Annotated in this window: 20 protein-coding genes and 3 pseudogenes; 7 read left to right on the forward strand and 16 right to left on the reverse strand. The window is 72.2% G+C overall.

From position 1 onward, the window contains the following. Positions 1-85: 85 nt before the first annotated feature. From ABFX81_RS35925 to ABFX81_RS35945, 5 genes are all read left to right on the forward strand, one after another. On the forward strand, positions 86-949 hold the full coding sequence (locus ABFX81_RS35925) for a SigB/SigF/SigG family RNA polymerase sigma factor (RefSeq protein WP_086849187.1): 864 nt from the start codon (positions 86-88) through the stop codon (positions 947-949). A 28-nt stretch (positions 950-977) separates the two neighbouring features. Further along, positions 978-1,247, forward strand: a complete 270-nt coding sequence (locus tag ABFX81_RS35930; RefSeq protein ID WP_086849185.1) for a DUF5133 domain-containing protein — start codon at positions 978-980, stop codon at positions 1,245-1,247. 111 nt (positions 1,248-1,358) lie between these two features. Continuing rightward, positions 1,359-2,216 carry an ANTAR domain-containing protein gene (locus ABFX81_RS35935; RefSeq protein WP_086849183.1) on the forward strand — a complete coding sequence of 286 codons (858 nt, stop codon included), beginning with the start codon at positions 1,359-1,361 and terminating at the stop codon, positions 2,214-2,216. 104 nt (positions 2,217-2,320) lie between these two features. Beyond that, on the forward strand, positions 2,321-3,160 hold the full coding sequence (locus ABFX81_RS35940; RefSeq protein WP_086849181.1) for a DUF1206 domain-containing protein: 840 nt from the start codon (positions 2,321-2,323) through the stop codon (positions 3,158-3,160). A gap of 28 nt (positions 3,161-3,188) precedes the next feature. Next, entirely contained in the window at positions 3,189-3,623 is a 435-nt protein-coding gene (locus tag ABFX81_RS35945) for a hypothetical protein (protein ID WP_086602370.1), read from the forward strand. A gap of 15 nt (positions 3,624-3,638) precedes the next feature. Here ABFX81_RS35945 and ABFX81_RS35950 read toward each other — a convergent pair whose 3' ends face one another. The 9 genes and pseudogenes from ABFX81_RS35950 to ABFX81_RS35985 all read right to left on the reverse strand — a co-directional run bounded on the left by ABFX81_RS35950 (position 3,639) and on the right by ABFX81_RS35985 (position 13,100). After that, positions 3,639-5,879, reverse strand: coding sequence for an FUSC family protein (locus ABFX81_RS35950; RefSeq protein WP_086849179.1), 2,241 nt, complete (start codon positions 5,877-5,879; stop codon positions 3,639-3,641). An 84-nt stretch (positions 5,880-5,963) separates the two neighbouring features. Continuing rightward, entirely contained in the window at positions 5,964-7,337 is a 1,374-nt protein-coding gene (locus ABFX81_RS35955; RefSeq protein WP_086849178.1) for an NAD(P)/FAD-dependent oxidoreductase, read from the reverse strand. Between the two features lie 216 nt (positions 7,338-7,553). Continuing rightward, positions 7,554-9,281 (reverse strand): SpoIIE family protein phosphatase, encoded by a 1,728-nt coding sequence (locus ABFX81_RS35960; protein ID WP_086849175.1) that lies wholly within the window; start codon positions 9,279-9,281, stop codon positions 7,554-7,556. After that, positions 9,278-9,952 (reverse strand): annotated as a pseudogene (locus ABFX81_RS42300) (SpoIIE family protein phosphatase); the annotation flags it as partial. The gene ABFX81_RS35960 and the pseudogene ABFX81_RS42300, both read right to left, overlap by 4 nt. A 414-nt stretch (positions 9,953-10,366) precedes the next feature. Further along, positions 10,367-10,705 (reverse strand): annotated as a pseudogene (locus ABFX81_RS42305) (ATP-binding protein); the annotation flags it as partial. After that, complete coding sequence (locus ABFX81_RS35970; RefSeq protein ID WP_086849173.1) at positions 10,705-11,145, reverse strand: ATP-binding protein; 441 nt, start codon at positions 11,143-11,145, stop codon at positions 10,705-10,707. The pseudogene ABFX81_RS42305 and the gene ABFX81_RS35970, both read right to left, overlap by 1 nt. Further along, positions 11,145-11,564, reverse strand: a complete 420-nt coding sequence (locus ABFX81_RS35975; RefSeq protein WP_086849170.1) for an STAS domain-containing protein — start codon at positions 11,562-11,564, stop codon at positions 11,145-11,147. Before ABFX81_RS35975 ends, ABFX81_RS35970 begins: the two co-directional genes overlap by 1 nt. Beyond that, positions 11,561-12,448: an STAS domain-containing protein gene (locus tag ABFX81_RS35980; protein WP_086849168.1), complete on the reverse strand. Its 888-nt coding sequence runs from the start codon at positions 12,446-12,448 to the stop codon at positions 11,561-11,563. The genes ABFX81_RS35975 and ABFX81_RS35980 overlap by 4 nt, the downstream gene beginning before the upstream one ends. A 250-nt stretch (positions 12,449-12,698) precedes the next feature. Then, the gene (locus tag ABFX81_RS35985; RefSeq protein WP_086849166.1) at positions 12,699-13,100 is read right to left on the reverse strand and encodes an STAS domain-containing protein; all 402 of its coding nucleotides are present in this window, start codon (positions 13,098-13,100) and stop codon (positions 12,699-12,701) included. Positions 13,101-13,437: 337 nt separating this feature from the next. Here ABFX81_RS35985 and ABFX81_RS35990 point away from each other — a divergent pair, with 337 nt between their 5' ends. Beyond that, positions 13,438-13,809, forward strand: a complete 372-nt coding sequence (locus ABFX81_RS35990) for a hypothetical protein (RefSeq protein ID WP_086849163.1) — start codon at positions 13,438-13,440, stop codon at positions 13,807-13,809. A gap of 51 nt (positions 13,810-13,860) precedes the next feature. On the opposite strand, the gene ABFX81_RS35995 is transcribed toward ABFX81_RS35990, so the two are convergent. Next, positions 13,861-14,295 carry an ATP-binding protein gene (locus ABFX81_RS35995; protein ID WP_010033269.1) on the reverse strand — a complete coding sequence of 145 codons (435 nt, stop codon included), beginning with the start codon at positions 14,293-14,295 and terminating at the stop codon, positions 13,861-13,863. Positions 14,296-14,411: 116 nt separating this feature from the next. Then, entirely contained in the window at positions 14,412-16,310 is a 1,899-nt protein-coding gene (locus ABFX81_RS36000; RefSeq protein WP_086849161.1) for an AMP-binding protein, read from the reverse strand. A 151-nt stretch (positions 16,311-16,461) separates the two neighbouring features. Between ABFX81_RS36000 and ABFX81_RS36005 the strand changes: the two genes are divergently transcribed. Further along, on the forward strand, positions 16,462-16,695 hold the full coding sequence (locus tag ABFX81_RS36005) for a DUF6480 family protein (protein ID WP_086849159.1): 234 nt from the start codon (positions 16,462-16,464) through the stop codon (positions 16,693-16,695). 43 nt (positions 16,696-16,738) lie between these two features. Here the strand turns inward: ABFX81_RS36005 and ABFX81_RS36010 are convergent, their stop codons facing one another. The 5 genes and pseudogenes from ABFX81_RS36010 to ABFX81_RS36030 all read right to left on the reverse strand — a co-directional run. Next, on the reverse strand, positions 16,739-17,827 hold the full coding sequence (locus tag ABFX81_RS36010) for a glutamate--cysteine ligase 2 (RefSeq protein ID WP_086849157.1): 1,089 nt from the start codon (positions 17,825-17,827) through the stop codon (positions 16,739-16,741). Positions 17,828-17,938: 111 nt separating this feature from the next. Then, positions 17,939-20,146, reverse strand: a complete 2,208-nt coding sequence (glgB, locus tag ABFX81_RS36015; protein WP_086841348.1) for a 1,4-alpha-glucan branching enzyme — start codon at positions 20,144-20,146, stop codon at positions 17,939-17,941. A gap of 3 nt (positions 20,147-20,149) precedes the next feature. Further along, complete coding sequence (locus tag ABFX81_RS36020; protein ID WP_086841349.1) at positions 20,150-21,520, reverse strand: maltokinase N-terminal cap-like domain-containing protein; 1,371 nt, start codon at positions 21,518-21,520, stop codon at positions 20,150-20,152. Positions 21,521-21,548: 28 nt separating this feature from the next. Continuing rightward, entirely contained in the window at positions 21,549-23,267 is a 1,719-nt protein-coding gene (gene treS, locus ABFX81_RS36025; protein ID WP_086841347.1) for a maltose alpha-D-glucosyltransferase, read from the reverse strand. After that, positions 23,264-23,859 (reverse strand): annotated as a pseudogene (locus tag ABFX81_RS36030) (alpha-1,4-glucan--maltose-1-phosphate maltosyltransferase); the annotation flags it as partial. The pseudogene ABFX81_RS36030 and the gene treS, both read right to left, overlap by 4 nt.

A 23,859-nucleotide genomic window follows, 5' to 3' on the forward strand; every position in this document is an offset into this window, starting at 1 on the left:
TGCCCCGGAGGCCCTCCAGGCGATCCGGGCAGCGGCCGTCCCGCGGTAAGTCCCTGAGACCATCGTTGTTCAGGAGCGAATCCGCATGCTCATCGATACGCCCACCAACCGTCCCGGCACGCCCGAAACGACGGCCACCGCCACCCGGCGGCGGCACGACGACGCTCCGGACACCGCGGCCCTCTTCGCCCGGCTGGCGGAGATGGAGGAAGGGCCCGACCGGGAAGCCGTCCGAGACGAGCTCGTCACGCTGTGGCTTCCCATGGCCCACCGCATCGCCGGCCGCTTCCGCGACCGCGGAGAGTCGATCGAGGATCTCCGGCAGGTCGCCGCCCTGGGGCTGGTAAAGGCCATCGACCGGTTCGACCCGAGCCGGGGAGCCTTCGAGAGCTACGCCGTCCCCACCATCACCGGCGAGGTCAAGCGGCACTTCCGGGACCGCATGTGGGCCCTGCGGGTCCCCCGCCGCGTGCAGGAACTGCGCAACAAGGTGCGGGTGGCACGCCGTGAACTCACCCAGAACCCGGGCAGCCCCGAGCCCTCCGTGGCGGACATCGCCACCCACACGGGCCTGACCGAGGAAGAGGTCAACGCCGGGCTCGAGGCCCTGGAGAGCTTCAGCACCCTGTCGCTGGACGCCGAGCTCTCGGCCGACGACGACGGCTACAGCCTCGCGGACACCCTCGGCGCGGCCGACTCGTCCTACGACGTCGTGGTCGACCGCGAGTCCGCCAAGGAGGGCCTGCGCCGCCTGCCGGAACGCGAACGGGCCATCCTCTACATGCGCTTCTTCGAGGACATGACACAAAGCCGCATCGCCGACCACCTGGGCATCTCCCAGATGCACGTCTCCCGCCTCATCAGCCGTAGCTGCGCCCGCGTGCGCGACGAGGTCCTGGGGCAGCGGACGGGCACCCGCGGCACCGGCGGCACCTCCACGACGGCCTGACCACCCGACCCAGAGGAGCAAGGAATTGATGCTGAGGCCCCACCCCGCCGTGCTGCGCCGCCTCGTCGACGAGTACGAGGCGCTGTCGGCCGCCGTGGCGGCGAGCGAACAGGCCGATCTGAGCACACGGTTGCGCGACCTGACGTACACGTTGTGCGTGTCCACCGGTACCCGGGACGTCGAGCGTGCCCTGGAGGTCGCTCACCAGTGGCTCGGGACCGCACCCCCACCGGCCCGCGAGACCACCCCGCCGGCCGTCACCGAGAGGCGGCGCATGGCGACCCCCGAGCCCGCGTGATGCGAGTGTGCGCGTGACGTGAGGGGGAGGCGTGGCAACGCAGGGGCCCGGCCGACGGCGGCAACCGCGGCCGGGCCCCCTCATGTCACGCCACCGAGACCGGGGAGTTCCATGTCCGCAGCGGGACCGGCAGCCGCCGACGACGACAGCGAACTGGAGCGCCTGCGCTCCGAGGTGCGCGACCTTCGTGCCAGGGCCCGCGTGTACCCGCTCATTTCCCAGGCCCAGGGCCTGCTCCAGGAGCGGTACGGGCTTCCCGACGGGGAGAGCGCCTTCGGGCTGATGCAACGGGCGTCCCAGCGGTACAACGTCAAGCTGCGGACCCTGGCGGGATTCCTGGTGACCGCACCGCGCCCCGACGGAGGGGAGCAGCTGTGGTTCCCGCGCCGCGTCCGCCGGCCGGAACCCGGTCTGACCTTCACCTCGGCCCACCGGTCCGGGTCCGGCAGCCGCGGTGCCGTCCTGAAGGCCGTGCTGAGCCACACCCTGGCGGTGACCGGCGCCGACATGGGCAACGTCCAGCTCACCGACCGGGCCCGCGGCGGCCTGCGCATCGAGGAGCACACCGGACACACCCCCGAGTTCGTCGACTTCTTCGCCCACGTCGGCGAGGACGGAACCGCCTGCGCGCGGGCCGCCCGGGACGTCGCCCCGGTCACCGTGCGGGACGTGGAGAGCGACCCGCTGTTCAGCGAACCGGCCCGCCGGGCCATCCTCGCCGCGGGCAGCAGAGCCTGTCACAGCGTCCCCCTGACCACCGCGTCCGGACTGTGCGTCGGCATGGTCTCGGCCCACCTGGACCGGCCCGTCCAAGGACTGACGACGGCCCAGGCCAAGGCCCTCGACACCGTGGGCGGCCAGGCGGGCCGGTGGCTCGCCTGGCACGACCACACGGTGGTCCTGGACGCCCTGGAGCACCTGCACGCCCTCGGCCGCGCCGGCCGCGGGTCGAGGTTCCGGCGGTCCTGAATCGCACGCTGCAGGCCCCCGCTGTGACCGGAATCCCCTGGTCCGGCGGCCGTGCCCGGTGTGGGGTGGCCCGGCCGGGGCATCCGGAGTGCCGGGAGGTCGACATGAACACGAGTGCGATGGCACAAGGCGGTCGGATCCGGGCCCGGCGAGCGGCGCGGGGTTCGGTTGTCGAGGGGGCGGCACGGGCGGGCCTGGCCGCCCGGGGTGTGATCTATCTGCTCGTCGGGGCCCTCGCCCTGCAGATCGCCTTCGGCGACAAGGGCGAGCAGGCCGACCGCGGGGGAGCGCTGGCCGAACTGTCACAGAAGCCGTTCGGCGCGGTGCTGCTGTGGGCCCTGGGCATCGGCCTCGTCGGCATGGCCCTGTGGCGGCTCTCCGAGATGCTGTTCGGGTCCGTCGGACAGGACGGCCGCAGCGCCCGCAAGCGGCTGCTGGCGACGGCCCGCTTCGCGTTCTACGTCTTCGTCGCCTACTCCGTGCTGTCGTTCGCGGCGAACCGCGGCCAGAGCGGCAGCGGATCCAGCGACCGGCAGTCCCAGGACGCCACCGCCAGGGCGTTGGAGATGCCCGCGGGCCAGTGGCTGGTCGGCGCGGCCGGCCTCGCGATCGTCGCGGTCGGCGGGTGGATCGGCGTGCGGGCGGTGCTCCGCAAGTACCACGACAAGCTCCGGCTCGGGCAGATGAGCCCCCGGACACGGCGGCTGGTGGACGTCACGGGCGTGGCCGGCGGCGCCGCCCGCGGACTGGTGTTCGCGGTGGCCGGCGTCTTCGCCGTCCGAGCCGCGGTCGACTACGAACCCGACCGGGCCAAGGGCCTGGACGACACCCTGCGCAGCTTCGCCGACACCCCGCTCGGCCCCTGGCTGCTGGTCTGCGTCGCCGCCGGGCTGGTGCTGTTCGGGGTGTTCTCCTTCGCCATGGCCCGCTGGCGCCGCGTCTGAGCCGCGTCATCCGGGGAACACGAAGCCAATGAGCGATTCCGAGATTCCGCATGGCGACGGCCGGCCCGTGGACATGTACCTGGACCTCCTGCGCATCCGGATGGACACGGAGGACTACCGCCTTCTGATGCGCGTGGTGGAACCGGTCCTCGAGGCGATCGACGAGGAACGCCTGTCCAGCCTCGACTTCGCACTCGACTCCGGGGCCAACGACGAACTGCCCCAGGAGGTCCGTGACGAGGTGGCCCTCGTCATCGCCACCGCCGTCACCGGCCGCCTGGACAACGAAGTGATAGAACTCGACGTCGACGAGACCGGCCCGGTCAGGATCGTCACGGACGCGTCCACCGCGTCCGACCCGGTCCGCCTCGGCGAGATCGCCGACTACATCAAGGAACGGCACCGGCAGACCGAGGAGCTGCGGGGCATCGCCGAGGTGAGCGGACTGCCCACCGACTTCTGAGCGGCCCCGGGCTCCTCAGCCCCGGGGCTCCGCCATCGGCACGCCCAGCGGACGCGCGAGACCCACCACGGCCTCGTCCAGCCGCTCCAGATGCCGCAGCACGCGGTCGGTGATCCGGCCGTAGCGCGGTGTGCCGGCGTCGGACCCCAGCAGCGAGGCGATGCTCGGCCCGGTCTCGACCCGGGCGGCGGCGTGCTCGTCCGCGACCCGGGCCGCGATGTTCTCGATGTTGCGCACGGTGCGCCCCGCGGCCCCGCGCAGCCGTGGATCCGCCGCGATCGAGGGATGCGTGGGCAGCAGCTCGGCGGTGGCCGCCAGCGTCCGCGCGTGGTACGCACACGTCTCCAGCAGCGCCACCACGTACCGGGCCGTATGGCGCCGGGCCCGCAGTGGCGTGACCGGATGGGTCAGCGGCTGCGTGGCGGCCCGCAGGTCGGCCAGCGCCTGGTCCAGGTCGCGCGCCTTGTCCAGCAGCTCGTCCGCCGGCCCGCCGCTCAGCTGGCCGACCGCGGCCTCGGTGACCTCGGCCAGCCGGTCCAGGACGGTCCCGAGCAGCTCGTTCGTACGGCGGTCGGTCCGCACCGGCAGCACCAGCGCCGCCGCGATCACCCCGCAGGCCGCACCGAGCGCCGTCTCCTCCACCCGCAGCAGGAGCACGTCGAGGCTGTAGGTGTGCAGCAGCGTGTACAGCAGCCCCAGCATCGCCGTCACGAAGAACGACATCAGCGTGTACGACAGCGGCGCCACGTAGAACATCGCGAAGATCAGCACCAGGACCAGGCCGAACGCCGTCCAGGTGTGCTGCCCGACCAGACCCGCCAGGACGATGCCCGCCACCACGCCGAACACCGTGCCCAGCAGCCGGCGGTAGCCCTTGACGAGGATCTCGCCCGTCGAGGCGGTGTTCAGGAAAACGATCCAGCAGGTCAGCACCGCCCAGTACCAGCGCTGCGTGGACAGCAGCTCGCCGCCCACGATCGCCAGCGTCGAGCCGACGGCGACCTGTACGGCCGCGCGCGTGGTCGGCCGCCGCAGCCCCGTCTCCTGCTCCTCCGCCGGCTCCTCGCCGCCGTCGATCGCGGCGTCCTCCGCGTCCAGTTCCTCGCGGGAGCGGGCCGTCGCGGGAGTGTCGTCCGACTCGTCCTGCGGCCCGTCCAGCGCGATCCGCAGCCCCAGCACCGAGCGGGCCGCCTCGCCGATGCCGCGGAACACGTCCTGCACGGCCGCGGGCGCGGGCGGCAGGTTCTCCTCGTCCCGGTAGCCGAGGAGACGGTTGCGCACGTGCGCCAGCCCGGTCCCCGAGTCGCCGCTCCCGGCCCGCAGCACGAGAGCGCGCAGCGCCTGGAGATCACGGCGGAGCGTGGCCGTGGTCTCGTCCGGCACGGCCGGCTGCCCCACCGACGGCGCCGGCGCGCCCGGCAGGTGCAGGGTGAGCGTGTCGGCCCGTTCGGCGCTGCGGGAGGTCAGCAGCAGCAGGCCGAGCCGCTCGGCGGCGATCTCGGCGTCCGCGATACGCCGCTGCACGAGACGGGCCGCCGACTCGTCCGGGGTGCCCTCCTCCAGCTGCGCCTGGATCATCATCGCCGTCTCGTGGAGCCGCGCCGTGCCGTCGCGCACCGCCTCCAGGGCCTTGTCCATCTCGTCCGGGGCGGCGTCGAGCAGGTCGAGCTGCGCGGACACCAGCTGGGCCAGCCGGGCGCGGAAGGCCAGACGCAGCCGCAGCAGGACGCCCGTGGGGGTCGCGGGCACGACCGCGAAGCGCAGCAGGGCGCTGGAGCAGAACGCCACGGCGATGGCACCGCACAGTGTGGGCAGCGCGGACACCTCGGCGCCGACGAACAGGGACAGGAAGTAGACCTGGAAGCCGATCAGCCCGAGCGCCGTGCCGCGGTCGCCGAACCGGCGGCCGTAGACCGCGCAGAAGATCAGGACGACGAAGAAGACGTCACCGGCGTACAGACGCGCGTTGAGCACCGCGCCCAGCGTCACGGAGACCAGCGCCACCGGAAGACCCAGCGCCAGTGTCACGGCCTGGGCGCCGAGCTGCTTCTCCCGGATGGCGAAGGTGGCGACCATCGCCGCCATGGCCCCCGCCACCAGGAGGTGCACATCGGCCCCGAGCAGGGTCAGCACGGCCAGCGTGAGGGCGATGGCGCCGACCGTCCGCAGCCCGGCCGTCAGGCGCAGCAGCCCCGGGTCGGACGCCGCGATCCGGTCCCGCAGCCGTGCCCGCACCGACCGTCCCGCTGCCCTCACGCCGCCGCACTCTCTCCCGACTCACACCAAGATCCGCACCTCAGCATGACATGCCACGAGCGGAAGACCCCTTCCGGCCCGGCCCTACTCCTGCCGGGCGGTTCCCTCGACGTGAGCCCGCACCTGCTCCGGCGTCAGATAGGCGTCGGTGTACTCGAAGTCCTTCAGCCTGGCGGCCTTGCGGGCCTGGAACCCGGTCCGTACGAAGTCGTCGCCGGCGACCGCGTTGAGGAGCCAGTTGGTCATCACCCGGGTCTTGGCGACGTTGGTGCGCAGCGCCGACCAGTGGTAGCCGCGTGCGACGGCCTGGGCGGGCAGGCCGCGCAGTTCGATGCCCAGCGGCTTGGAGACCGCGTCGGTGCCGCCGAGGTCGACGACGAGCCCCAGGTCCTTGTGGACGTACGGCTTCCGGGCCTGACCCCGCAGCGTCGCGATGACGTTGTCCGCGACGTGCTTGCCCTGCCGCAGGGCGTGCTGCGCGGTGGGCGGGCACATGGCGCTGTCGTCGCCCTTGGCCAGGTCGGGCACGGCGGCCGAGTCGCCGAGCGCGAACACCCCGTCGTCGCCCGGCAGGTTCATCTCGGGGGCGACCACGAGCCGCCCCTTGACGGTCTCCGCGCCGAGCGTGGCGATGAGGGGGCTGGCGACGACCCCGGCCGTCCAGATGAGTGTGCGGGTCGGGATCACCCGCCCGTCGGTGAAGGTGACCTCCTCGGGGCCCGCCTTCGCGATGGAGACGCCCAGGGAGATCTCGATGCCCCGCCGGCGCAGGATCTCCTGTGCGCTGCTGCCGAGTTTCTCGCCGAGCTCCGGCATCAGCTTCGGCGCGATGTCGATCAGATGCCACTTGATCAGGCCCGGGTCCAGCCGCGGGTAGCGCTTCACGGCCGCGTGCGTCAGCCGCTGGAGGCACGCCGCGGTCTCGGTGCCCGCGTAGCCGCCGCCGACCACCACGAACTGGAGGCGTGAGGCCCGTTCGGCCGGGTCCTGGCTCGCGTCGGCCAGGTCCAGCTGCGAGATGACGTGGTCACGGACGTAGGCCGCCTCGGCGAGCGTCTTCATCCCGAACGCGTGCTCCGTCAGCCCCGGGATGTCGAAGGTGCGGGTGATGCTGCCGGGGGCCAGCACGATGTAGTCGTACGGCTCGTTGACGATCTGGTCGGTGATCGTGCGGATGACGCAGACCTTGGACTTCAGATCGACGCCGATGGCCCCGCCCGGAATGATCCGCGTGCGGTACTTCTTGCTGCGGCGCAGCGAGACGGCGATCGACTGCGGCGTCAGCACGCCGGAGGCGACCTGGGGGAGCAGCGGCAGGTAGAGCTGGTAGGCGAACGGCGTCACCAGCGTGACGTCGGCCTCGTCCGGGGAGAGTTTCCGTTCCAGACGGCGGACGCACTCCACGCCGGCGAAGCCTGCGCCAACCACCAGGATCCTGGGTCGTGTCACGGTGTTCATCCCTTTCTGCGGCTCCAGGCGGTCTGCCTCGAACGCCTATCGACTGCCCCTGGATCGCTGGTTCGCACCCCATTGATCCCACCGCGTGTTCGACCGGCACGCCAGTCGGACGCGGCAGGCAGACGAACGCGTCGATCACCACCATGCCCGCCCCGTGGCCGAAAAGCACCAGGCGGGAGTGAAGAACGCGTGCACACACGGTCGGCCGGGCCGCCGTCAGGACCCGGCGTCCCCTTGGAGATGACACAGCAGCAGACACACGTCGTCGTCGCGCTCCGAATCACTCAGCAGCGGATGCAGGATCCGGTCCGCCGACCCCTCCAGGTCCGCGTCCAGCTCCGCCGAACGGAACCCGCCGAGCGCCGAGGACAGCCGTTCGATGCCCGGGTCTATGCCCTGCGCGCGCCGTTCGACCAGCCCGTCCGTGTACAGCGCGAGCGTCGAGCCGGGCGACAGACGGACCGTGTGGTCGCCGATCTCCTGGGTCAGGGGGATGCCCAGCATGGCGCCCGGTTTGGCGTCGAGGGTGCGCACGGTTCCGTCGGGCAGCCGTAGCACCGGCGGCGGATGGCCCGCGGCGGCCCAGGTCAGCGTGGGCTCGTCCGGGTGGAGCCGGGCGATGACGGCGGTGGCGTACAGGTCCGGCTGGAGATGGTGCAGGAACCGGTGCAGCCGGGTCAGCAGCCGGCCCGGGCTGTCGCCGTCGACCGCGTACGCCCGCAGCGCGGTGCGCAGCTGGCTCATCATGACGGCCGCGTGCAGACCGTGCCCGGTCACGTCGCCGACGACGGTGATGAGACCGCCGTCCCGCTGGGGGAACGCGTCGTACCAGTCACCGCCGATGTTCAGCCCGTGGGTCGCGGGCAGATAGCGCGCGGCCAGGCTGAGTCCCGGCGTGGCCGGCAGATCCGTGAGCAGGGCGCGTTGCAGCGTCTCGGCGATGTCGCGGTTGTGCTCGAAGCGCCGGGCGTTGTCGATCGCGATGCTGGCCCGCCGGGTGAGCTCGAGCAGCATCACCGCGTCGTCCGGGTCCCAGCGCGCACCGGGCGGCGACAGGGTCAGCACCCCCAGCGGCGCCCGCCGCGTCGGCAGCGGCACGCACAGCAGCGGCCGCGTGGGATCCAGCGCGGACGCCGGCTGGTCGTCGACGCCGGGCAGGCCGCCGGGATGGTCGGCCGCGTACTGCGGCCGCCCGGTCCGGGCCGCGACCACGGCGGCGGCCGGGTGCGGCGCCGACCGGTGCTTGTCGTCCTCGTTGTCGAACAGCCAGACGTCGACGCTGCGGGCGTACTCCGGCACCAGCAGGTCCGGCAGCCGGCGCACGATCTCCTCGTGGTTGAGCGAGGCCGTCAGCACGGCGCTCGCGTCCGCGAGGAACGTCAGCCTGCGCCGGGCGCTCTCCGCCTCGTTGCGTGCCCTGCGCTCGGCGGCGAAGGCCTCGCGCTGGGCCCGGCCCGCCGCGTCCAGCTCGGCGTGCAGCGCCAGGACGCCCTGGTTCGTCTGGTGCAGCTCCTCGCGGTGGAAGGCGACCAGATCCTCCTGCTCGCCGAGCTTGTCCAGCACCACGGCCGTGTCCTCGTCGGCGCCGAGCAGCGCCTCCGCGAGAGCGGCGGGATCGTCCGCGACGGCGCCGCCCTCCGTGGCCCGGGCCACCTCGGGGCAGGGGACCGTGACCTCCCACGGCGGCTCCCCGGCGGCGGACGCGTCCGGTGACGGCGTCACCACGGCGTGCAGCAGCCCCTCCTCGACCGGGGCCCCGGCCATGTCCAGGGTGAGCAGCCAGGTGCCGCCCTTGGTGAGGCACTGCCGCAGGTGGGCGCTGAGAGCGGCGGCCAGCCTCGTCCGTTCGACGGTGGGCACACCGTACGCGGCGGCCAGGCGCGCGAGGGCGATGCGGGCGCGCGCCGCATCGGTGACGGTGGTGATCTGCCAAGTACGCATCATGGGTGTTCCGGCGGGGTCGGAGTCAGCACGGCCACGGCGGTGTCGTCCCGCACCGGACGGGCGGGACTGCTCGCGTCACGTATCGCCAAGGCGGCCGTCACGGCCGGGTCGGCCGCGGGGAGACCGGCGTCGGACGGCGGCGTCCAGCGGCTGGGCAGGCCGTCGGTGTGCAGGACAAGCAGCCGGTCCGGCGCCCAGTCGGCCTCCTCATCGCGGAGGGTGGTGGGCCGGTGCACGCCGACGATGCCGGGCCGCGACAGCAGTGGACGCCAGGTGCCGTCCGTGCGCAGCCGCGCCCCCACGTTTCCTATGCCGGCGAACCGCAGCCGCCCGGCCCGCACGTCGAGCTGGGCCAGGGCGACGGCCGCGCCCCGGGTGCCCTTGAGCGCGTCGTGGAGCCGTTGCAGCGATTCGGCGGGGGAGAGGTGAGCCCAGCGGTGCAGCGCCGCCACCGCCGCGGACGAGGCCCGGGCCGCCTCGGGGCCGTGCCCCAGACCGTCCGCCAGCATCAGCGTCAGCCGGTCCCCGGAACGCACCCACGCCCAGGCGTCACCCGAGTACTCGGCTCCGCCGTAGGGGATGTTCACGCCTCCGGCGCGGACGCCGGCGACGGGCAGGGAACGGTCACCGGTAGGACCGGGCCGCTCGTCACGGCCCGGTGCGCCGGGGCCCCGCAGGTCGCCGCCCGGAACACCGGAGACCTGCTGGGAACCGGGCTCGCTCACCACGGGACCACTGTGCCCGGGCACGCTCCCGGTCGGTCCGGCGAACCCCGGCGAGCCTCCGGGCTGCACCGCCGCGTGCCCCGTCAGGGCACCGCACGCCATGGCTCCCACGGGCGCGTCGCCGCCCCGTGAGGCCCCGCCCGGCCACCAGCCGCCGGTGGAGGCCCCGCCCTCGGACCACGCCGGGGCGCCGGGAGCGGCCGTGCCGTCCGCCGGACCTCGGCCGCCCGACGCCACGTCGGCCCCCACCCGCGCGGCCGGACCGCCATCACCGCGGGGCGTGGTGCTCACGCGGGCCACCGCGACCGTGCCGCGGCCGGGCGTGCTGTGCAGGGCGAAGTCGTCGGCGAGACGCTGACACGTGCCGAGGCCCGCGCCGAGCGAGCCGGTCGTCGAGAAACCGTCGCGCAGCGCCGCCGGTACGTCCGCGATGCCCGGGCCGTGGTCGATCGTGGCGATCTGCACGACCCGGGACTCGGCACGGCCCTCCCGCGGCGCGGGCGGCGCCACCACCTCGATGACCACCTGACCGCCCTCGGCGTGCTTGAGCAGATTCGTCGCGAGCTCGGTCGCGACCAGCGCGGCGGCCGCGGTGCGCCGCTCGTCGAGACCGGCCAGCGCGGCCGCGCCCTCCGCGGCGACCCGCGCGTCGCGCACCCGCGTCGAGTCGCGCACCGGGACGTCCCACACGCGCGGCATCAGGCCTCCTCGCGGGGCCGCGGCGGCCGGCCCACCCAGCAGGTCACCCGCACGATGGTGCCGTCGCCCGGCGTGCTCTCGATGTCGAAGTCGTGCACCAGGCGCCGGGCGCCGCTCAGCCCCATCCCCAGCCCGTCGCCGGAGGTGTAGCCGTCGCTGAGCGCCTGGTCCAGGTCGGTGATGCCCGGCCCCTCGTCGGTGAAGGCCAGCCGGAGCCCCTGCGCGCCCCCGCTGCTGAGGTGCGTCGCCTCCATCTGCCCGCCACCGCCGTGCACCAGGGTGTTGCGTGCCAGCTCGCTGGCCGCCGTGACCAGCTTGGTCTGCTCCACCAGGCCGAAGCCGAGCCGGGCCGCGGCCTGCCGCACGTGTTGTCGTACCCACACCAGGTCCATGTCCGACCGGATGGGCAGGCAGGCCTCCACGCCCGCGGCAGTGTGCATCACGGACTCTCCTGACGCGGCCCGCCCGGGCGGTACGCCGGGGTCTGCTGCGAGAGGAGCTCCATGCCCGCCTCCGTGCTGAGTGCCGTGGTCAGCCCGGGCAGTGTCAGGCCCAGTTCCGCCAGGGTGATGGCGACCGCCGGGCGCATGCCGGCCACCACGGTCCGCGCGGCCAGCAGCTTGGCCTGCGCGGCGATCTCGGCCAGCACCCGGCCGAGGAACGAGTCGACGATCTCCACACCGGAGATGTCGATGAGGACACCGCGCACCCCGGTACGGGAGATGGTCTCCGCGAGATCCTGCTGGAGCTGCTGCGCCGTGCTGTCGTGCAGGTCCCCCTGGAGCGTGACCAGCAGGACGTCACCGAGCCGGAGAACCGGCACGTGGCCCGGGACGGGACGGGAGTACGCGTCGCTCACCGCTGACCCGCACCCGGGTTCACGATGTCCGCGCCGAGCTCGTGCAGCGCGTAACCCAGCGCGTCGGCGAGGCTCGCACGGGTGATCACGTCGAGGTCCAGCCCGAGGTGGACGATGGTCTGCGCGATGGCGGGGCGGATACCCGAGACGATGCACTGGGCGCCCATCAGCCGCGCCGCGGCGACCGTCTTCATCAGGTGCTGCGCCACCAGCGAGTCCACCGTCGGCACCCCGGTGATGTCGAGGATCGCGAACCGGGCGTGCTGGTCGACGACGGCGTTCAGCAGCGTCTCCATCACCACCTGGCTGCGGGCACTGTCCAGCGTCCCGATCAGCGGCACGGCCACGACGCCGTCCCACAGCCGGATGACGGGCGTCGCCACCTCCATCAGCTGGAGCCGCTGCCGGTCGCTGAGTGCCTGCCACTCGCTCAGCGCCGTCTGCATGGCGACCAGCCGCAGGGTGCCCATCAGCACGGTGAGCGTGGTCGAACACGCCCGCAGATGCTCGGGCGGTGCCTCTTCCAGATCGGAGGCCAGCAGGTTCTCCACGGGCGGCCGCAGGGCGGCCAGCTCGCTGGCGACCTGGGTGTTCGACAGCCCGGCCCGCGAGCGGGCCGCGCCCATCCGGGCCAGCTGCTCGCGCACCCCGCTGAATCCTGCCGCGTCCGGATCCTCCACCTGTTCCGAGTCGGCCACCTGGGCCAGCGCGTCCACGACGACCTTGCTCGCCTCCACCGCCTCGTCGCGCGAGACGGTGAACACCGTGCGGAACAGAGGCTCGTCCGCCCATCGCTGGGCGATCTGCTCACGCCTGCGGTGCAGGAAGTCCCTGACCTCGTGTGTCGGCGTGGCGAGCTGTCCGTCCGCTTCGTGCTCCGGCACGTTCTCTCCTCATCCGCGTTGCGTCGACCGAGCCCGCCTCAGGCAACGGGACGGTGCTGTGACACTTGCCGGGCGACAACTCTAACCATGCGCCGACCTCGTACGACACCGGATCCGGCGCAACCGATCCGGTTGGCGTGAAAGGGGTTTGGCCACCGCCGTCACCGGCGCGTGAAAGGACCGACCGCCGTCCCGGCGGGGCGGAGCGAGCGCACCGGAACGCCGGTTCCGCCGGCGGCGCGCCGACCCGTCAGGCGCTCTGTATCCCCGGCTCCTCGGGAGTGTCCGGCACCTCGTCGGCGCGGGCCAGAGCCTCGTCGACGCTCTCCGATATCGGCACCGTGATGCTGACGCCCGTCAGGTCGAGGACGCGCCGCACGGCCGGCGTCGGGCTGATGACGTGCACGCTGCCGGCGGTCCTGCGGGTCTCCTGGTACACCCGCAGGATGATGTTCATCCCGGACGAGTCCATGAAGGGGACGGACGAGAGGTCGAGCAGGAAGTGCCGTCGGCCGTGGTGGAGTTGGTTGGCCAGGTGGGCCTGGAACTCGGTCGCGGTGTCGACGTCCAGGTAGCCGTCGACCGTGATCAGGGCCACGTCCTCCCGGGGCAGTTCGACTTCCACGGACAGCGGGTTCTGGGCGAGGGGCACGGGTACCTCCATCAAGTGCTACGGCCTGGGCAGGTCACCACTGTGGATGACCGCGGTGCGGGGCGATGCCGGTCGTGACGCGGGCTCTGCTGCTGTTTCTCACGTGCCTCCCTCCGCTACCGGGCTCCGAATTCCACCGCGCCCCCGCGATTACCCCGGAAACCGCCCTCCATGCCCCCGGTGAGAAACCTGCCGGAGCTCGCCGTCGGCGACGTACGGTGGCACGGGTGTGCGCCGAATGCGCTTGCGGCAGGAGGGTATTTGGCCTGTGGAGCAGGGTGGGCGGGAATCTCCCGCCGGGCTCTACGATCCGCACACCCAGGGAGGATGGAGCAGCGTGGCCATCGACAGAATCTGGTCGTACGCGCCGGACAGCGGTTACATCGAGGGGCAGGACCTGACCGGCTTCACCGTCGCCGCGACCGACGGCACGATCGGGCACGTCGACCGCGAGGACGCCCCGCACGGCATGCGGCACCTGGTCGTCGACACCGGCGTCTGGGTGTTCGGCCGCAGCGTCCTGGTGCCGGCCGGAGTCGTCACCGGCATCGACACGCAGGGCCGGAAGATCACACTGGGCTGCACCAGGGGAGACGCCAAGGCGGCACCCCGCTTCCAGACCGACAGCGAGACCCGGGACCGGGGATACCTCACCGCCGTGGGCGACTACTACGACCGGCTGCCACCGCGCGCGACGACTTCGGCATGACCGAGCCCTGAGCCGGTCACGGGCGTGCCGCGCTCGTGACCGGCTCAGGGCTCACCAGGGCAGGAACACGTGTACGTCCTTGCCGCGCTCGTCGCTCACCACGCTGACCTGGTCGCACAAGGTGTGGATCAGGTGCCAGCCGATGCCGCCGCCCCCGCTGCGCGGATCGAACGGGCGCGGAGCCGGCTCCGTGGAACTGGTGTCGTGCAGGACCACATGCACGCCGTCGAAGGTCCGGCGCATCCGCAGCGCGAACGGACCCGGGGCGTACTGGACCGCGTTGGCGGCCAGTTCCGTCACCACCAACAGGATGTCGTCCCAGTACTCGGGGGCAGAGGGCGGCGAGGAGCGTGACAGATCACGCAGGAACTCCTCCGCGGCCAGCCGCGCTCCCGTCACGTCGTGCGGCTCGCCCACGAAGCTGTTCGTGCGGCTCGGGATCTCCTCGGAGGTCAGTGCGTCATCCCCACGCGGCTCGGTTGACATATCGCCTTTCCGGCCCGGCGTCAGCAAGGGCTGTCGTCAGGGCTGTCGTCCTTTCTCTTGCGTCGCCACTGTTGCGTGTTCCCGAGGGGCCGAGGCCTACTCGTCCGGTTCCGTGCTCAGCGGAACACGTTGTCCGCGTCGTCCCAGTTCGACGGCTCGTCCCGGAGGCTCGGACGGCCGGGACGCCTGCGCGACTCGTACATCGCGTCGATCTCGGCCGCGTAGTGCCGCACGATCTCGTCCCGGCGCAGCTTCATCGAGGGGGTCAACAGCCCGTTCGTCACGTCGAACGGCTCCGGCAGGACCCGGAACGCCCGGATCGACTCCGACCGCGACACGGCGCTGTTGGCCGCGGCCACGGCACGCGCCACCTCCTCCCGCAACGCGTTCTCCTCTCGCGCCTCCCGCATCTCCCCCTGAAGCGCCAGTGCCGCCCGCCAGTGCGCCAGGAACTCCGGATCCAGCGTGATCAGGGCGCCGACACAGGGCCGGTTGTCGCCCACGACCACCGCCTGGTGGATGAGCGGGTGCATCCGCAGCCGCTGCTCCAGGGCGGCCGGGGCGACGCTCTTGCCGCTGCTGGTGATGATGATGTCCTTCTTGCGGCCGGTGATCGTCAAGTAGCCCTCGGAGTCCAGCTGCCCGAGGTCCCCGGTGGCCAGCCAGCCGCCGCGCAGCGCGGCCCGGCTGGCGGCCTCGTCACCGACGTATCCCTGGAACACCGACGGGCCGCGCACCAGGATCTCCCCGTCCTCGGCCACCCGGATCTCCGTGCCCGGCAGAGCCTGCCCGACGGTCCCGGACTTCTCCCGGCCCAGCGGCTGCATCGTCACCCCGCCGCCGGTCTCCGTCAGGCCGTACCCGTCGTTCACGTAGATGCCGATGCCCTCGTAGAAGAGCGACAGGTCGCGGCTGAGGGGAGAGCCGCCGGACGTCGCCCGCCGCACCCGGCCGCCCAGCGCGGCCCGCAGCCTGCGGTACACCGTGCGCTCGTACAGGGCGTGCTGGAACCGCAGGTCGAAGCCGGGCCCGCGCCCCCGGCCCAGCCGCTGGCGTTCCAGGGCCCCGGCGAAGTCCCGCGCCGTCTCGGCGGCCCGCTCGAACAGACCACCGTGGCCCCCCTGCTGGGCCGTGCGCAGGAAGTTCTTGTAGATCTTCTCGAAGACCGACGGGACCGCGTAGAAGTACGTGGGCCTGAACGAGCGCAGCGCCGACAACAGTGCCTCCCCGCCCAGCTCGGCCTGGTGTCCCATCACCAGGCCCCCGCGCAGGCACAGGCCCTGGATCATCAGCCCGTACACATGGGAGAAGGGCAGGAACGCCAGCACGGAGCCCTGCTCCCCGCGCGGTGCCGCCGTGTGCCCCCAGCCCGTCAGCAGCGTGTCGCAGGGCGCGGCCAGGTTGCGGTGGCTCAGGGCGCAGCCCATGGCGTGGCCGGACGTGCCGGAGGTGTAGGCGATGACGGCCGTGGAATCCGGCAGCACGATGCGGCGCATCGAATCGACCGTGGCGTGCGGGACGACCTCCCCGCGCGCGGCCAGTTCCTCCAGGGCGCCCGCGTCCAGTTGCCAGACGTGGCGCAGCAGCGGCAGCGAGGCGCACACCGAGCCGACGGTCATGACGCCCTGCTCGTCCTCCACCACCACCGCCACACAGCCGGCGTCCCGCAGGATCCACTCGACCTGGTCGCGCGACGACGTCGGGTAGACCGGGACGACCTCGGCACCCACGGCCCACAGCGCGTAGCACAGGACCGTCCACTCGTACCGGGTGCGCGCCATGATCGCCACGCGGTGCCCCGGCGTTAACCCGGAGGCGATCAGCCCCTTGGCCACGTCCACCACCTCGTCGCGCAGCTCGATCGCCGTCACCTCCTCCCAGGAGGCGGAGGCCGGGTCGGCGCGGCGCGCGAGCACCGGCCGGGTGGGTTCGCGGTCCGCCGTCTCGAAGACGCTGTCGGCGAGCCCGCCGGTCAAGGGCGAGACGGCCGGCGGAGCGAGGGCGAGATCGCGCATGCACTGCTCCTGACGTGTACGGGGTGTCACATTGCCGACGGGTAGCGTCATCGGCGGGGCTCGAATGTAGTCGAGCCGCGGCCCTCAGGGGTCGGGAAATACGGAAGTCGTCCCACTGATGATCTCGGCGTGATCGGGGGACCCGGACGGCATGAGTCACATCAGTCCCGATCCCGAACCCGAACGCAGCTCCGGCCTGGAACCGGGCGGCGGCGTACCGCCGGGTGAGACCCCGCCCGCGGAGAGCAGCATGCCCGAGGCGGGGCCCCGGGAGACGCACAACCCGCCCAAGGGCTGGGCCAAGGCACCGATGGCCGTGATCATCGTCCTCGTGGTGCTGATCGCGGCGTTCTTCCTGGCCTACGCCCTGGTTCTGATCCTCTGAGGCCGGAATCCTCCGAGCCCGTCCGCGGAAGCAGGCGGGACGCTCACGCCTGCGTGTGGCGGACGCACTCGGTGACGACGTCCCGCAGGCTCCCCGTGCGCTCCATCAGCGCGCGCTGCACCTGTGCGCCGTTGCCCTCCCGCAGCAGCTCCTCGCAGGCGGCCCGCGCCCGATCGAGGTCCCCGGTGTCCGCGAGGGCCTCCTCGACATGGTCCAGCAGGGCACGGACGACCGCCTCGGCGGGCAGGCGCCGCATGGTCGCGGGGTGCAGCAGCTCGCCAGAGAGCCCGGACCGGGCGGCCAGCCAGTCGGCCAGCCGCAGCAGGCTGACGCTGTGGTCGAGCGGTTCCCGGCCGGCCCGCCACTCGCGCGCGGCGGTCTCGACCAGCCCGCGGACGAGCGTGGCGACCAGCGCGGCCGTGCCGGAGTGCAGACAGACGTCCGACACCCGGACCTCCACCGTCGGATACCGCTGGGACAGCCGCGCGTCGAAGTAGATCATCCCGTCGTCGAGGAGAGCGCCGGTGGCCACCATGTCCGCGATCAGCCGGTGGTACCGCTCGGCCGAGCCGAAGATCTCCGTCGGGCCGGCCGACGGCCAGCGCAGCCACACCCGGCTGCGGTAGCTGCTGTACCCCGTGTCCTTGCCCTGCCAGAACGGCGAGTTCGCACTGAGCGCCGTCAGGACCTGGAGCCAGGGCCGCACCCGGTCGATGACCGCGACGCCCTCCTCGTCGGACTCGACGGACACGTGCACGTGGCAGCCCAGGACGAGCTGCTCCCGGGTGGCGATGCCGTACTGCTCGGCCATCCACTGGTAGCGGCGGTTGACGCCGACAGCGGGGCTGACCGGCAGCGGGGACGTGGCGAGCGCCGCGACCGTGCAGCCGATCTCCCCGGCGTGCCGGGCCGCCTCCTTGCGGCAGCGGACGATCTCCGCGCGCAGGCTCTCCATGGACGACTGCGGATGGGTGGCGAACTCCAGCATCTGCTCGTGGAGTTCCTTCTCGAAGACGTCCTGATCCGCGTCGTCCTGCTCGGCCCGGGCGAGCACCGCCGCGGACCTCGCCTGCGGTTCCCCGGTCTCCGGGTCGACCAGGAGGAGTTCCTCCTCCACTCCGACGGTGCGCACCCTGATGCCCGCCCTTCTGTGCCCCTGCGGCGTCCGCCACCGGGAGTTCCCGGTGGTAGACACCCAGTGCCCCTCACAGGCGGGTCGGACACCTGGTGCGGCCGCGGGACTTCACGCAGCGAACGGCGTCAGCCACACCGTGGCCAGCGGCGGCAGCGTGATCCGGACACAACCGTCCTCCGGTTTGACCGGATCCGGGTTGGTGACGCCGCTGCCGCCGTAGCGCGGGTCGTCGGTGTTGAGGGTCTCCTGCCACGCGACGGCGTCGCCCGGTACCCACAGGCCGTAGTCGTGCCGGACCACGGGGGAGAAGTTCGACACCGCCAGCAGCGGCCTGCCCTCCGCGTCGTACCTGAGGAACGCGAAGACGTTGTCGTCGGCCGAGTCCACCGCCACCCACCGGAAGCCCTCCGGGCGGGTGTCGCACTGCCACAGCGCCGGTGTCGCCCGGTACGCCGTGTTCAGGTCACGGACCAGATCACGCACGCCCCGGTGGTCGCCCGCCGAGTGGTAGCCCTCGTCGAGGAGCCACCACTCCGGCCCGTGTTCCACCGACCACTCGGCCCCCTGCGCGAACTCCTGCCCCATGAACAGCAACTGCTTGCCGGGGTGGCTCCACATGAAGCCGAGGTAGGCGCGGACGTTCGCGCGCCGCTGCCACCAGTCGCCCGGCGCCTTCGACACCAGTGCCTGCTTTCCGTGCACGACCTCGTCGTGGGAGATCGGCAGGACGTAGTTCTCGCTGTAGGCGTACACCATCGAGAAGGTCATCTCGTGGTGGTGGTACTTGCGGTGCACCGGCTCGTGGGCGAGGTACTCCAGCGAGTCGTGCATCCAGCCCATGTTCCACTTCAGCCCGAAACCCAGCCCGCCTGTGTCGGTGGGCTTGGTCACCCCGCCCCAGGCGGTGGACTCCTCCGCGATCGTCACCACGCCCGGGGCGCGCCGGTACACGGTCGCGTTCATCTCCTGGAGGAACGCCATGGCCGCCAGGTCCTCCCGGCCGCCGTAGGCGTTGGGCTCCCACTGGCCGTCCTCGCGCGAGTAGTCCAGGTAGAGCATCGAGGCGACCGCGTCGACGCGCAGCCCGTCGATGTGGAACTCCTCGCACCAGTACACCGCGTTCGCCACGAGGAAGTTGCGCACCTCGGTGCGGGCGAAGTCGAACTCGTACGTGCCCCAGTCCGGGTGCTCGGCGCGCCGCCCGTCCCCGGGCTCGTACAGCGGATCCCCGTCGAACCGGGCCAGCGCCCAGTCGTCCTTCGGGAAGTGCGCCGGCACCCAGTCCATGATCACGCCGATGCCCGCCCGGTGGCAGGCGTCGACGAAGAACCGGAAGTCGTCCGGGGTCCCGAGCCGGGCGGTCGGCGCGTAGAAGCCGGTGACCTGGTAGCCCCAGGAGCCGTGGAAGGGGTGCTCGGCGACCGGCATCAGCTCCACGTGGGTGAACCCGAGGTCCTTGACGTACGCCGGGAGTTCCTCGGCGAGCTGCCGGTAGTCCAGCCCGGGCCGCCAGGACGGCAGGTGCACCTCGTACACCGAGAACGGCGCCTCGTGCACCGGCGTGTCCGCCCGGTGCGCCATCCACTCCGTGTCGCCCCACTCGTAGTGCGAGGCCGTCACGATCGACGCCGTGTTGGGCGGCTCCTCGGTGCGGCGGGCCATCGGGTCCGCCTTCAGAAAGCGGTGGCCGTACCGGGAGGTGATCTCGAACTTGTACGCCGTGCCCTCGCCCACGCCCGGCAGGAACAGCTCCCACACGCCGGACGCGCCGAGCGAGCGCATCGGGAACTGCGTCCCGTCCCAGTAGGTGAAGTCCGTGGCGACCCGCACGCCCTGCGCGTTGGGCGCCCACACCGTGAACCGGGTGCCGGCCACGCCTTCGTGGGTCATGGGCTGCGCGCCGAGCGCCTGCCACAGCTGCTCGTGCCGGCCCTCGCGGATCAGGTGCAGGTCGAGTTCGCCGAGGGCGGGCAGGAACCGGTACGGGTCGTGCACCTCCTGCTCACCGCCCTCGTAGGCCACGTGCAGTGTGTACGCGGGGATCTCCGCCAGCGGCAGCACGCCGGAGAACAGGCCGTCGCCCTCCGAGACGAGGGGCGTGTGCTTGCCGCCGGTCACCACGCTCACCGAGCGGGCGAACGGGCGCAGCGCCCGGAACGCGATCCCGCCGGGGACCGGGTGGGCGCCCAGCAGCGCGTGCGGATCGTGGTGGGCGCCCGCCAGCAGGCGCCCGCGGTCCTCCGGACTCAGGGCGGGCGCGGTCGCGCCCGGGACCGGGCCGGACGGCTCCGGGATTGAGGTGTCGCGCAGGGCCACGGCTCAGTCTCCTCTCACAGCGAGGCGCTCGATCGCCGCCATCGGTACAGGCAGCCAGTCGGGGCGGTGCCGTGCCTCGTACAGCACCTCGTACACGGCCCGGTCCGTCTCGTAGGCCCGGAGCAGTCCGTGTTTCTTGCGCGGGTCCCAGCCCGCGCGGGCGGCATAGCCCGCGCAATAGGTCTCGCGACAGCGTCGCGCCCACTCCGGGCGCCAGGGGCGGCGCTGCCGGGCGGCGTAGTCGAAGGAGCGCAGCATCCCGGCGATGTCCCGCACGGGGGAGTGGGCGCTGCGCCGTTCGGAGAGCGGCCGGGACGGCTCGCCCTCGAAGTCGATGACGAACCACTCGCGTCCGGCCCGCAGCACCTGACCCAGGTGCAGATCGCCGTGGATGCGCTGGGCCGGCGGACCGGCGTCGCAGGTGGCGAGGGCGGCGAACGCGGTCCGCAGGCCCGGCACGTACGGCTGGAGCGCGGGTACGCAGTGCGCGGCGGCGGCCAGCCGCTCGGACATCGCGGTCGCCGTGTGCCCGTTCTCCCCGGGCTCGCCGACCGGGAAGGCGGAGGCGAGCGCGAGGTGCACCTCCGCCGTGGCCGCGCCCAGCGCCCGCGCCTGGGCCGTGAAGTCGTCGCCCGCGGCCAGGGCGTGCAGTGCCAGCGTCCAGCCGTCGGAGGCGTCCCGCAGATACGGCTGGAGCACGCCGAGGGTGGCCTTGAACGGATGCTTCGTCTGGAACCAGGCCACCGGCGCGGGCACGCGGTGACAGCCCTGCCTGGCCAGCGCCCCCGGCACCTCCAAATCGGGGTTGACGCCCGGCTGGATGCGCCGGAAGACCTTCAGGATGTACTCGTCGCCGTAGACCAGCGAGGAGTTGGACTGCTCGGCGTCGAGCAGCCGCGGCACCAGTCCGCCGGGCACCGGCTGGTCCGGGTCGCAGTCGAACCGCAGGGGGCCGGCGGTCCCGGGGTGCCGCAGCCGGTCCAGGAGCAGCTGGGCCGAACGGGGGTCGTGCAACGCGTCGTAGACCGTCAGACCGGCCAGCGGCCCGTCCTGCACCCGCCCGATGAGCGCCCGTCCCAGGCGCGGCGACGGGTGCTCCCGTACGCCGAGCAGGAGCTGGTAGCAGTCGCCGGCCGGGGGAGCTCCGCCCGGGGACGGCACGCCCGTGTGGCCGGCGTGACCGGCGTGGATCAGCAGGTGCAGACAGCCCGGGAACAGCTCGGTCATCGACAGCAGGCCGAGCTCCGTGACGGGCCGGTCCTTGCCCGCGAACCAGCGCTGCCGCGGCAGCCAGTCGCGCAGCAGCCCGCCGAGCGACTCCATGGGCTCGGCCAGGCGCGTGAGACTCGGGCGGAGGGATGCGGTCTTCGGCATGGTCACGCCTCCTTTCGTCGGCGCGTGCTCACAGTCGCCTGCCGATGCGGGATGCGACTCGAGTGAGCCGGAACCAGTAGAAGCCGTGGCCCCCGAGAGTCAGCAGGTACGGCAGTTCGCCGATCGCGGGGAAGCGGACCCCGCCGAACAGCTCGACCGGATGGCGCCCGGCGAACTCGCGCAGATCGAGTTCGGTGGGCTGGGCGAACCGCGCGAAGTTGTTCACGCACAGCACCAGGTCGTCCTCGTACTCCCGCAGGAACGCCAGCACCGAGGGGTTGGAGGAAGACAGCTCGGTGTACGAACCGAGGCCGAAGGCCGGGTTCTGCTTGCGGATCTCGATCATGCGGTGGGTCCAGTGCAGCAGCGACGACGGCGACGACATCGACGCCTCGACGTTGGTGACCTGGTGGCCGTAGACCGGGTCCATGATGGCCGGCAGGTAGAGGCGGCCGGGGTCGCAGGTGGAGAACCCGGCGTTGCGGTCCGGTGTCCACTGCATCGGCGTGCGCACCGCGTCCCGGTCGCCGAGCCAGATGTTGTCGCCCATGCCGATCTCGTCGCCGTAGTAGAGGATCGGCGAGCCGGGCAGGGCCAGCAGCAGCGCGGTGAACAGCTCGATGGTGTGCCGGTCGTTGTCCAGCAGGGGGGCGAGCCGCCTGCGGATGCCGATGTTGGCGCGCATGCGGGGGTCCTTGGCGTACTCGGCCCACATGTAGTCGCGCTCTTCGTCGGTGACCATCTCGAGCGTCAGCTCGTCGTGGTTGCGCAGGAACATGCCCCACTGGCAGCCCGAGGGGATGGCCGGGGTCTTGGCCAGGATCTCGGAGACCGGGTAGCGGGACTCGCGCCGTACGGCCATGAAGATGCGCGGCATGACCGGGAAGTGGAAGGCCATGTGGCATTCGTCGCCGCCGGCAGCGTAGTCGCCGAAGTAGTCGACGACGTCCTCGGGCCACTGGTTGGCCTCGGCGAGCAGCACGGTGTCCGGGTACTGCGTGTCGATCTCGCGGCGGACGCGCTTGAGGAACGCGTGGGTGGCGGGCAGGTTCTCGCAGTTGGTGTCCTCGGCCGCGTACAGGTACGGCACCGCGTCCAGCCGGAAGCCGTCGATGCCGAGGTCCAGCCAGAACTTCAGCGCGGCCAGGATCTCCTCCTGGACGCGCGGGTTCTCGTAGTTGAGGTCCGGCTGGTGCGAGAAGAAGCGGTGGAAGAAGTACTGGCCGCGCACCGGGTCGAACGTCCAGTTCGACGTCTCGGTGTCGACGAAGATGATCCGCGCGTCCGGGTAGCCCTTGTCGTCGTCGGCCCACACGTAGTAGTCGCCGTAAGGCCCGTCGGGGTCCTTTCTCGACTCCTGGAACCACGGGTGCTGGTCGCTGGTGTGGTTCATGACGAAGTCGATGATCACCCGCATGCCGCGCTGGTGGGCGGCGTCGACGAACTCCACGAAGTCGGCCAGGTCACCGAACTCCGGCAGCACGGCGGTGTAGTCGGAGACGTCGTAGCCGCCGTCGCGCAGGGGCGACTTGAAGAACGGGGGCAGCCACAGGCAGTCGACGCCGAGCCACTGGAGGTAGTCGAGTTTCGAGGTCAGGCCCTTCAGGTCACCGACGCCGTCACCGTCGCTGTCCTGGAACGAGCGGACGAGTACCTCGTAGAAGACGGCGCGCTTGAACCACTCCGGGTCCCGGTCCCTGACGGGGGTGTCCTCGAAAGTGTCCAGCACGGGCTCGTTCACGGTCATGACGTTCCTGCCCCTCCGTTCCCTTGCGCGGCGGGCGGCGACAGGACGTGGAAGACGTGCGCGGGAGCCCGCCCCGGCTCGAGACGCACGTAGTTGTTCCTGCTCCAGTGGTAGGTCTCGCCGGTGAGCTCGTCGCGCACCGGCACCGACTCGTGCCAGTCCAGGCCGAGTTGCGGCATGTCCAGCGAGACCGTGGCCTCCTGGGTGTGGTGCGGGTCGAGGTTGGCGACCACCAGGACGACGTCGGAACCGGTGCGCTTGCTGTACGCGAGGAATGCGTCGCTGTCGGTGTGGTGGAAGCGGAGGTTCCTGAGCCGCTGCAGCGCGGGGTGTTCCCGGCGGATGGTGTTGAGCCTGGTGAGCAGCGGGGTGATGGTGCGTCCCTCGCGTTCGGCGGCCTCCCAGTCGCGGTGCCTGAGCTGGTACTTCTCCGAGTCGAGGTATTCCTCGCCGCCCTCCCTGAGTGGGGTGTTCTCGCACAGTTCGTAGCCGGAGTAGATGCCCCAGGTGGGAGCGAGGGTCGCGGCGAGGACGGCCCGGACCTCGAAGGCGGGGCGGCCGCCGTGCTGGAGGTAGGCGTGCAGGATGTCGG

It is taken from the genome of Streptomyces coeruleofuscus (assembly GCF_039532725.1).
GTDB classification, from domain to species: domain Bacteria; phylum Actinomycetota; class Actinomycetes; order Streptomycetales; family Streptomycetaceae; genus Streptomyces; species Streptomyces coeruleofuscus.

What these genes read in the sequence shown, in the direction of transcription:
- ABFX81_RS35935 (WP_086849183.1), top strand. Translation starts at nt 1,359, where the DNA reads ATGTCCGCAGCGGGACCGGCAGCCGCCGACGACGACAGCGAACTGGAG.
- ABFX81_RS35925 (WP_086849187.1), top strand. Translation starts at nt 86, where the DNA reads ATGCTCATCGATACGCCCACCAACCGTCCCGGCACGCCCGAAACGACG.
- ABFX81_RS35960 (WP_086849175.1), bottom strand. Translation starts at nt 9,281, where the DNA reads ATGATGCGTACTTGGCAGATCACCACCGTCACCGATGCGGCGCGCGCC.
- ABFX81_RS35955 (WP_086849178.1), bottom strand. Translation starts at nt 7,337, where the DNA reads ATGAACACCGTGACACGACCCAGGATCCTGGTGGTTGGCGCAGGCTTC.
- ABFX81_RS35940 (WP_086849181.1), top strand. Translation starts at nt 2,321, where the DNA reads ATGAACACGAGTGCGATGGCACAAGGCGGTCGGATCCGGGCCCGGCGA.
- ABFX81_RS36020 (WP_086841349.1), bottom strand. Translation starts at nt 21,520, where the DNA reads ATGCCGAAGACCGCATCCCTCCGCCCGAGTCTCACGCGCCTGGCCGAG.
- ABFX81_RS36005 (WP_086849159.1), top strand. Translation starts at nt 16,462, where the DNA reads ATGAGTCACATCAGTCCCGATCCCGAACCCGAACGCAGCTCCGGCCTG.
- ABFX81_RS35970 (WP_086849173.1), bottom strand. Translation starts at nt 11,145, where the DNA reads ATGCACACTGCCGCGGGCGTGGAGGCCTGCCTGCCCATCCGGTCGGAC.
- treS (WP_086841347.1), bottom strand. Translation starts at nt 23,267, where the DNA reads ATGACCGTGAACGAGCCCGTGCTGGACACTTTCGAGGACACCCCCGTC.
- ABFX81_RS35995 (WP_010033269.1), bottom strand. Translation starts at nt 14,295, where the DNA reads ATGTCAACCGAGCCGCGTGGGGATGACGCACTGACCTCCGAGGAGATC.
- ABFX81_RS35945 (WP_086602370.1), top strand. Translation starts at nt 3,189, where the DNA reads ATGAGCGATTCCGAGATTCCGCATGGCGACGGCCGGCCCGTGGACATG.
- ABFX81_RS35930 (WP_086849185.1), top strand. Translation starts at nt 978, where the DNA reads ATGCTGAGGCCCCACCCCGCCGTGCTGCGCCGCCTCGTCGACGAGTAC.
- ABFX81_RS36000 (WP_086849161.1), bottom strand. Translation starts at nt 16,310, where the DNA reads ATGCGCGATCTCGCCCTCGCTCCGCCGGCCGTCTCGCCCTTGACCGGC.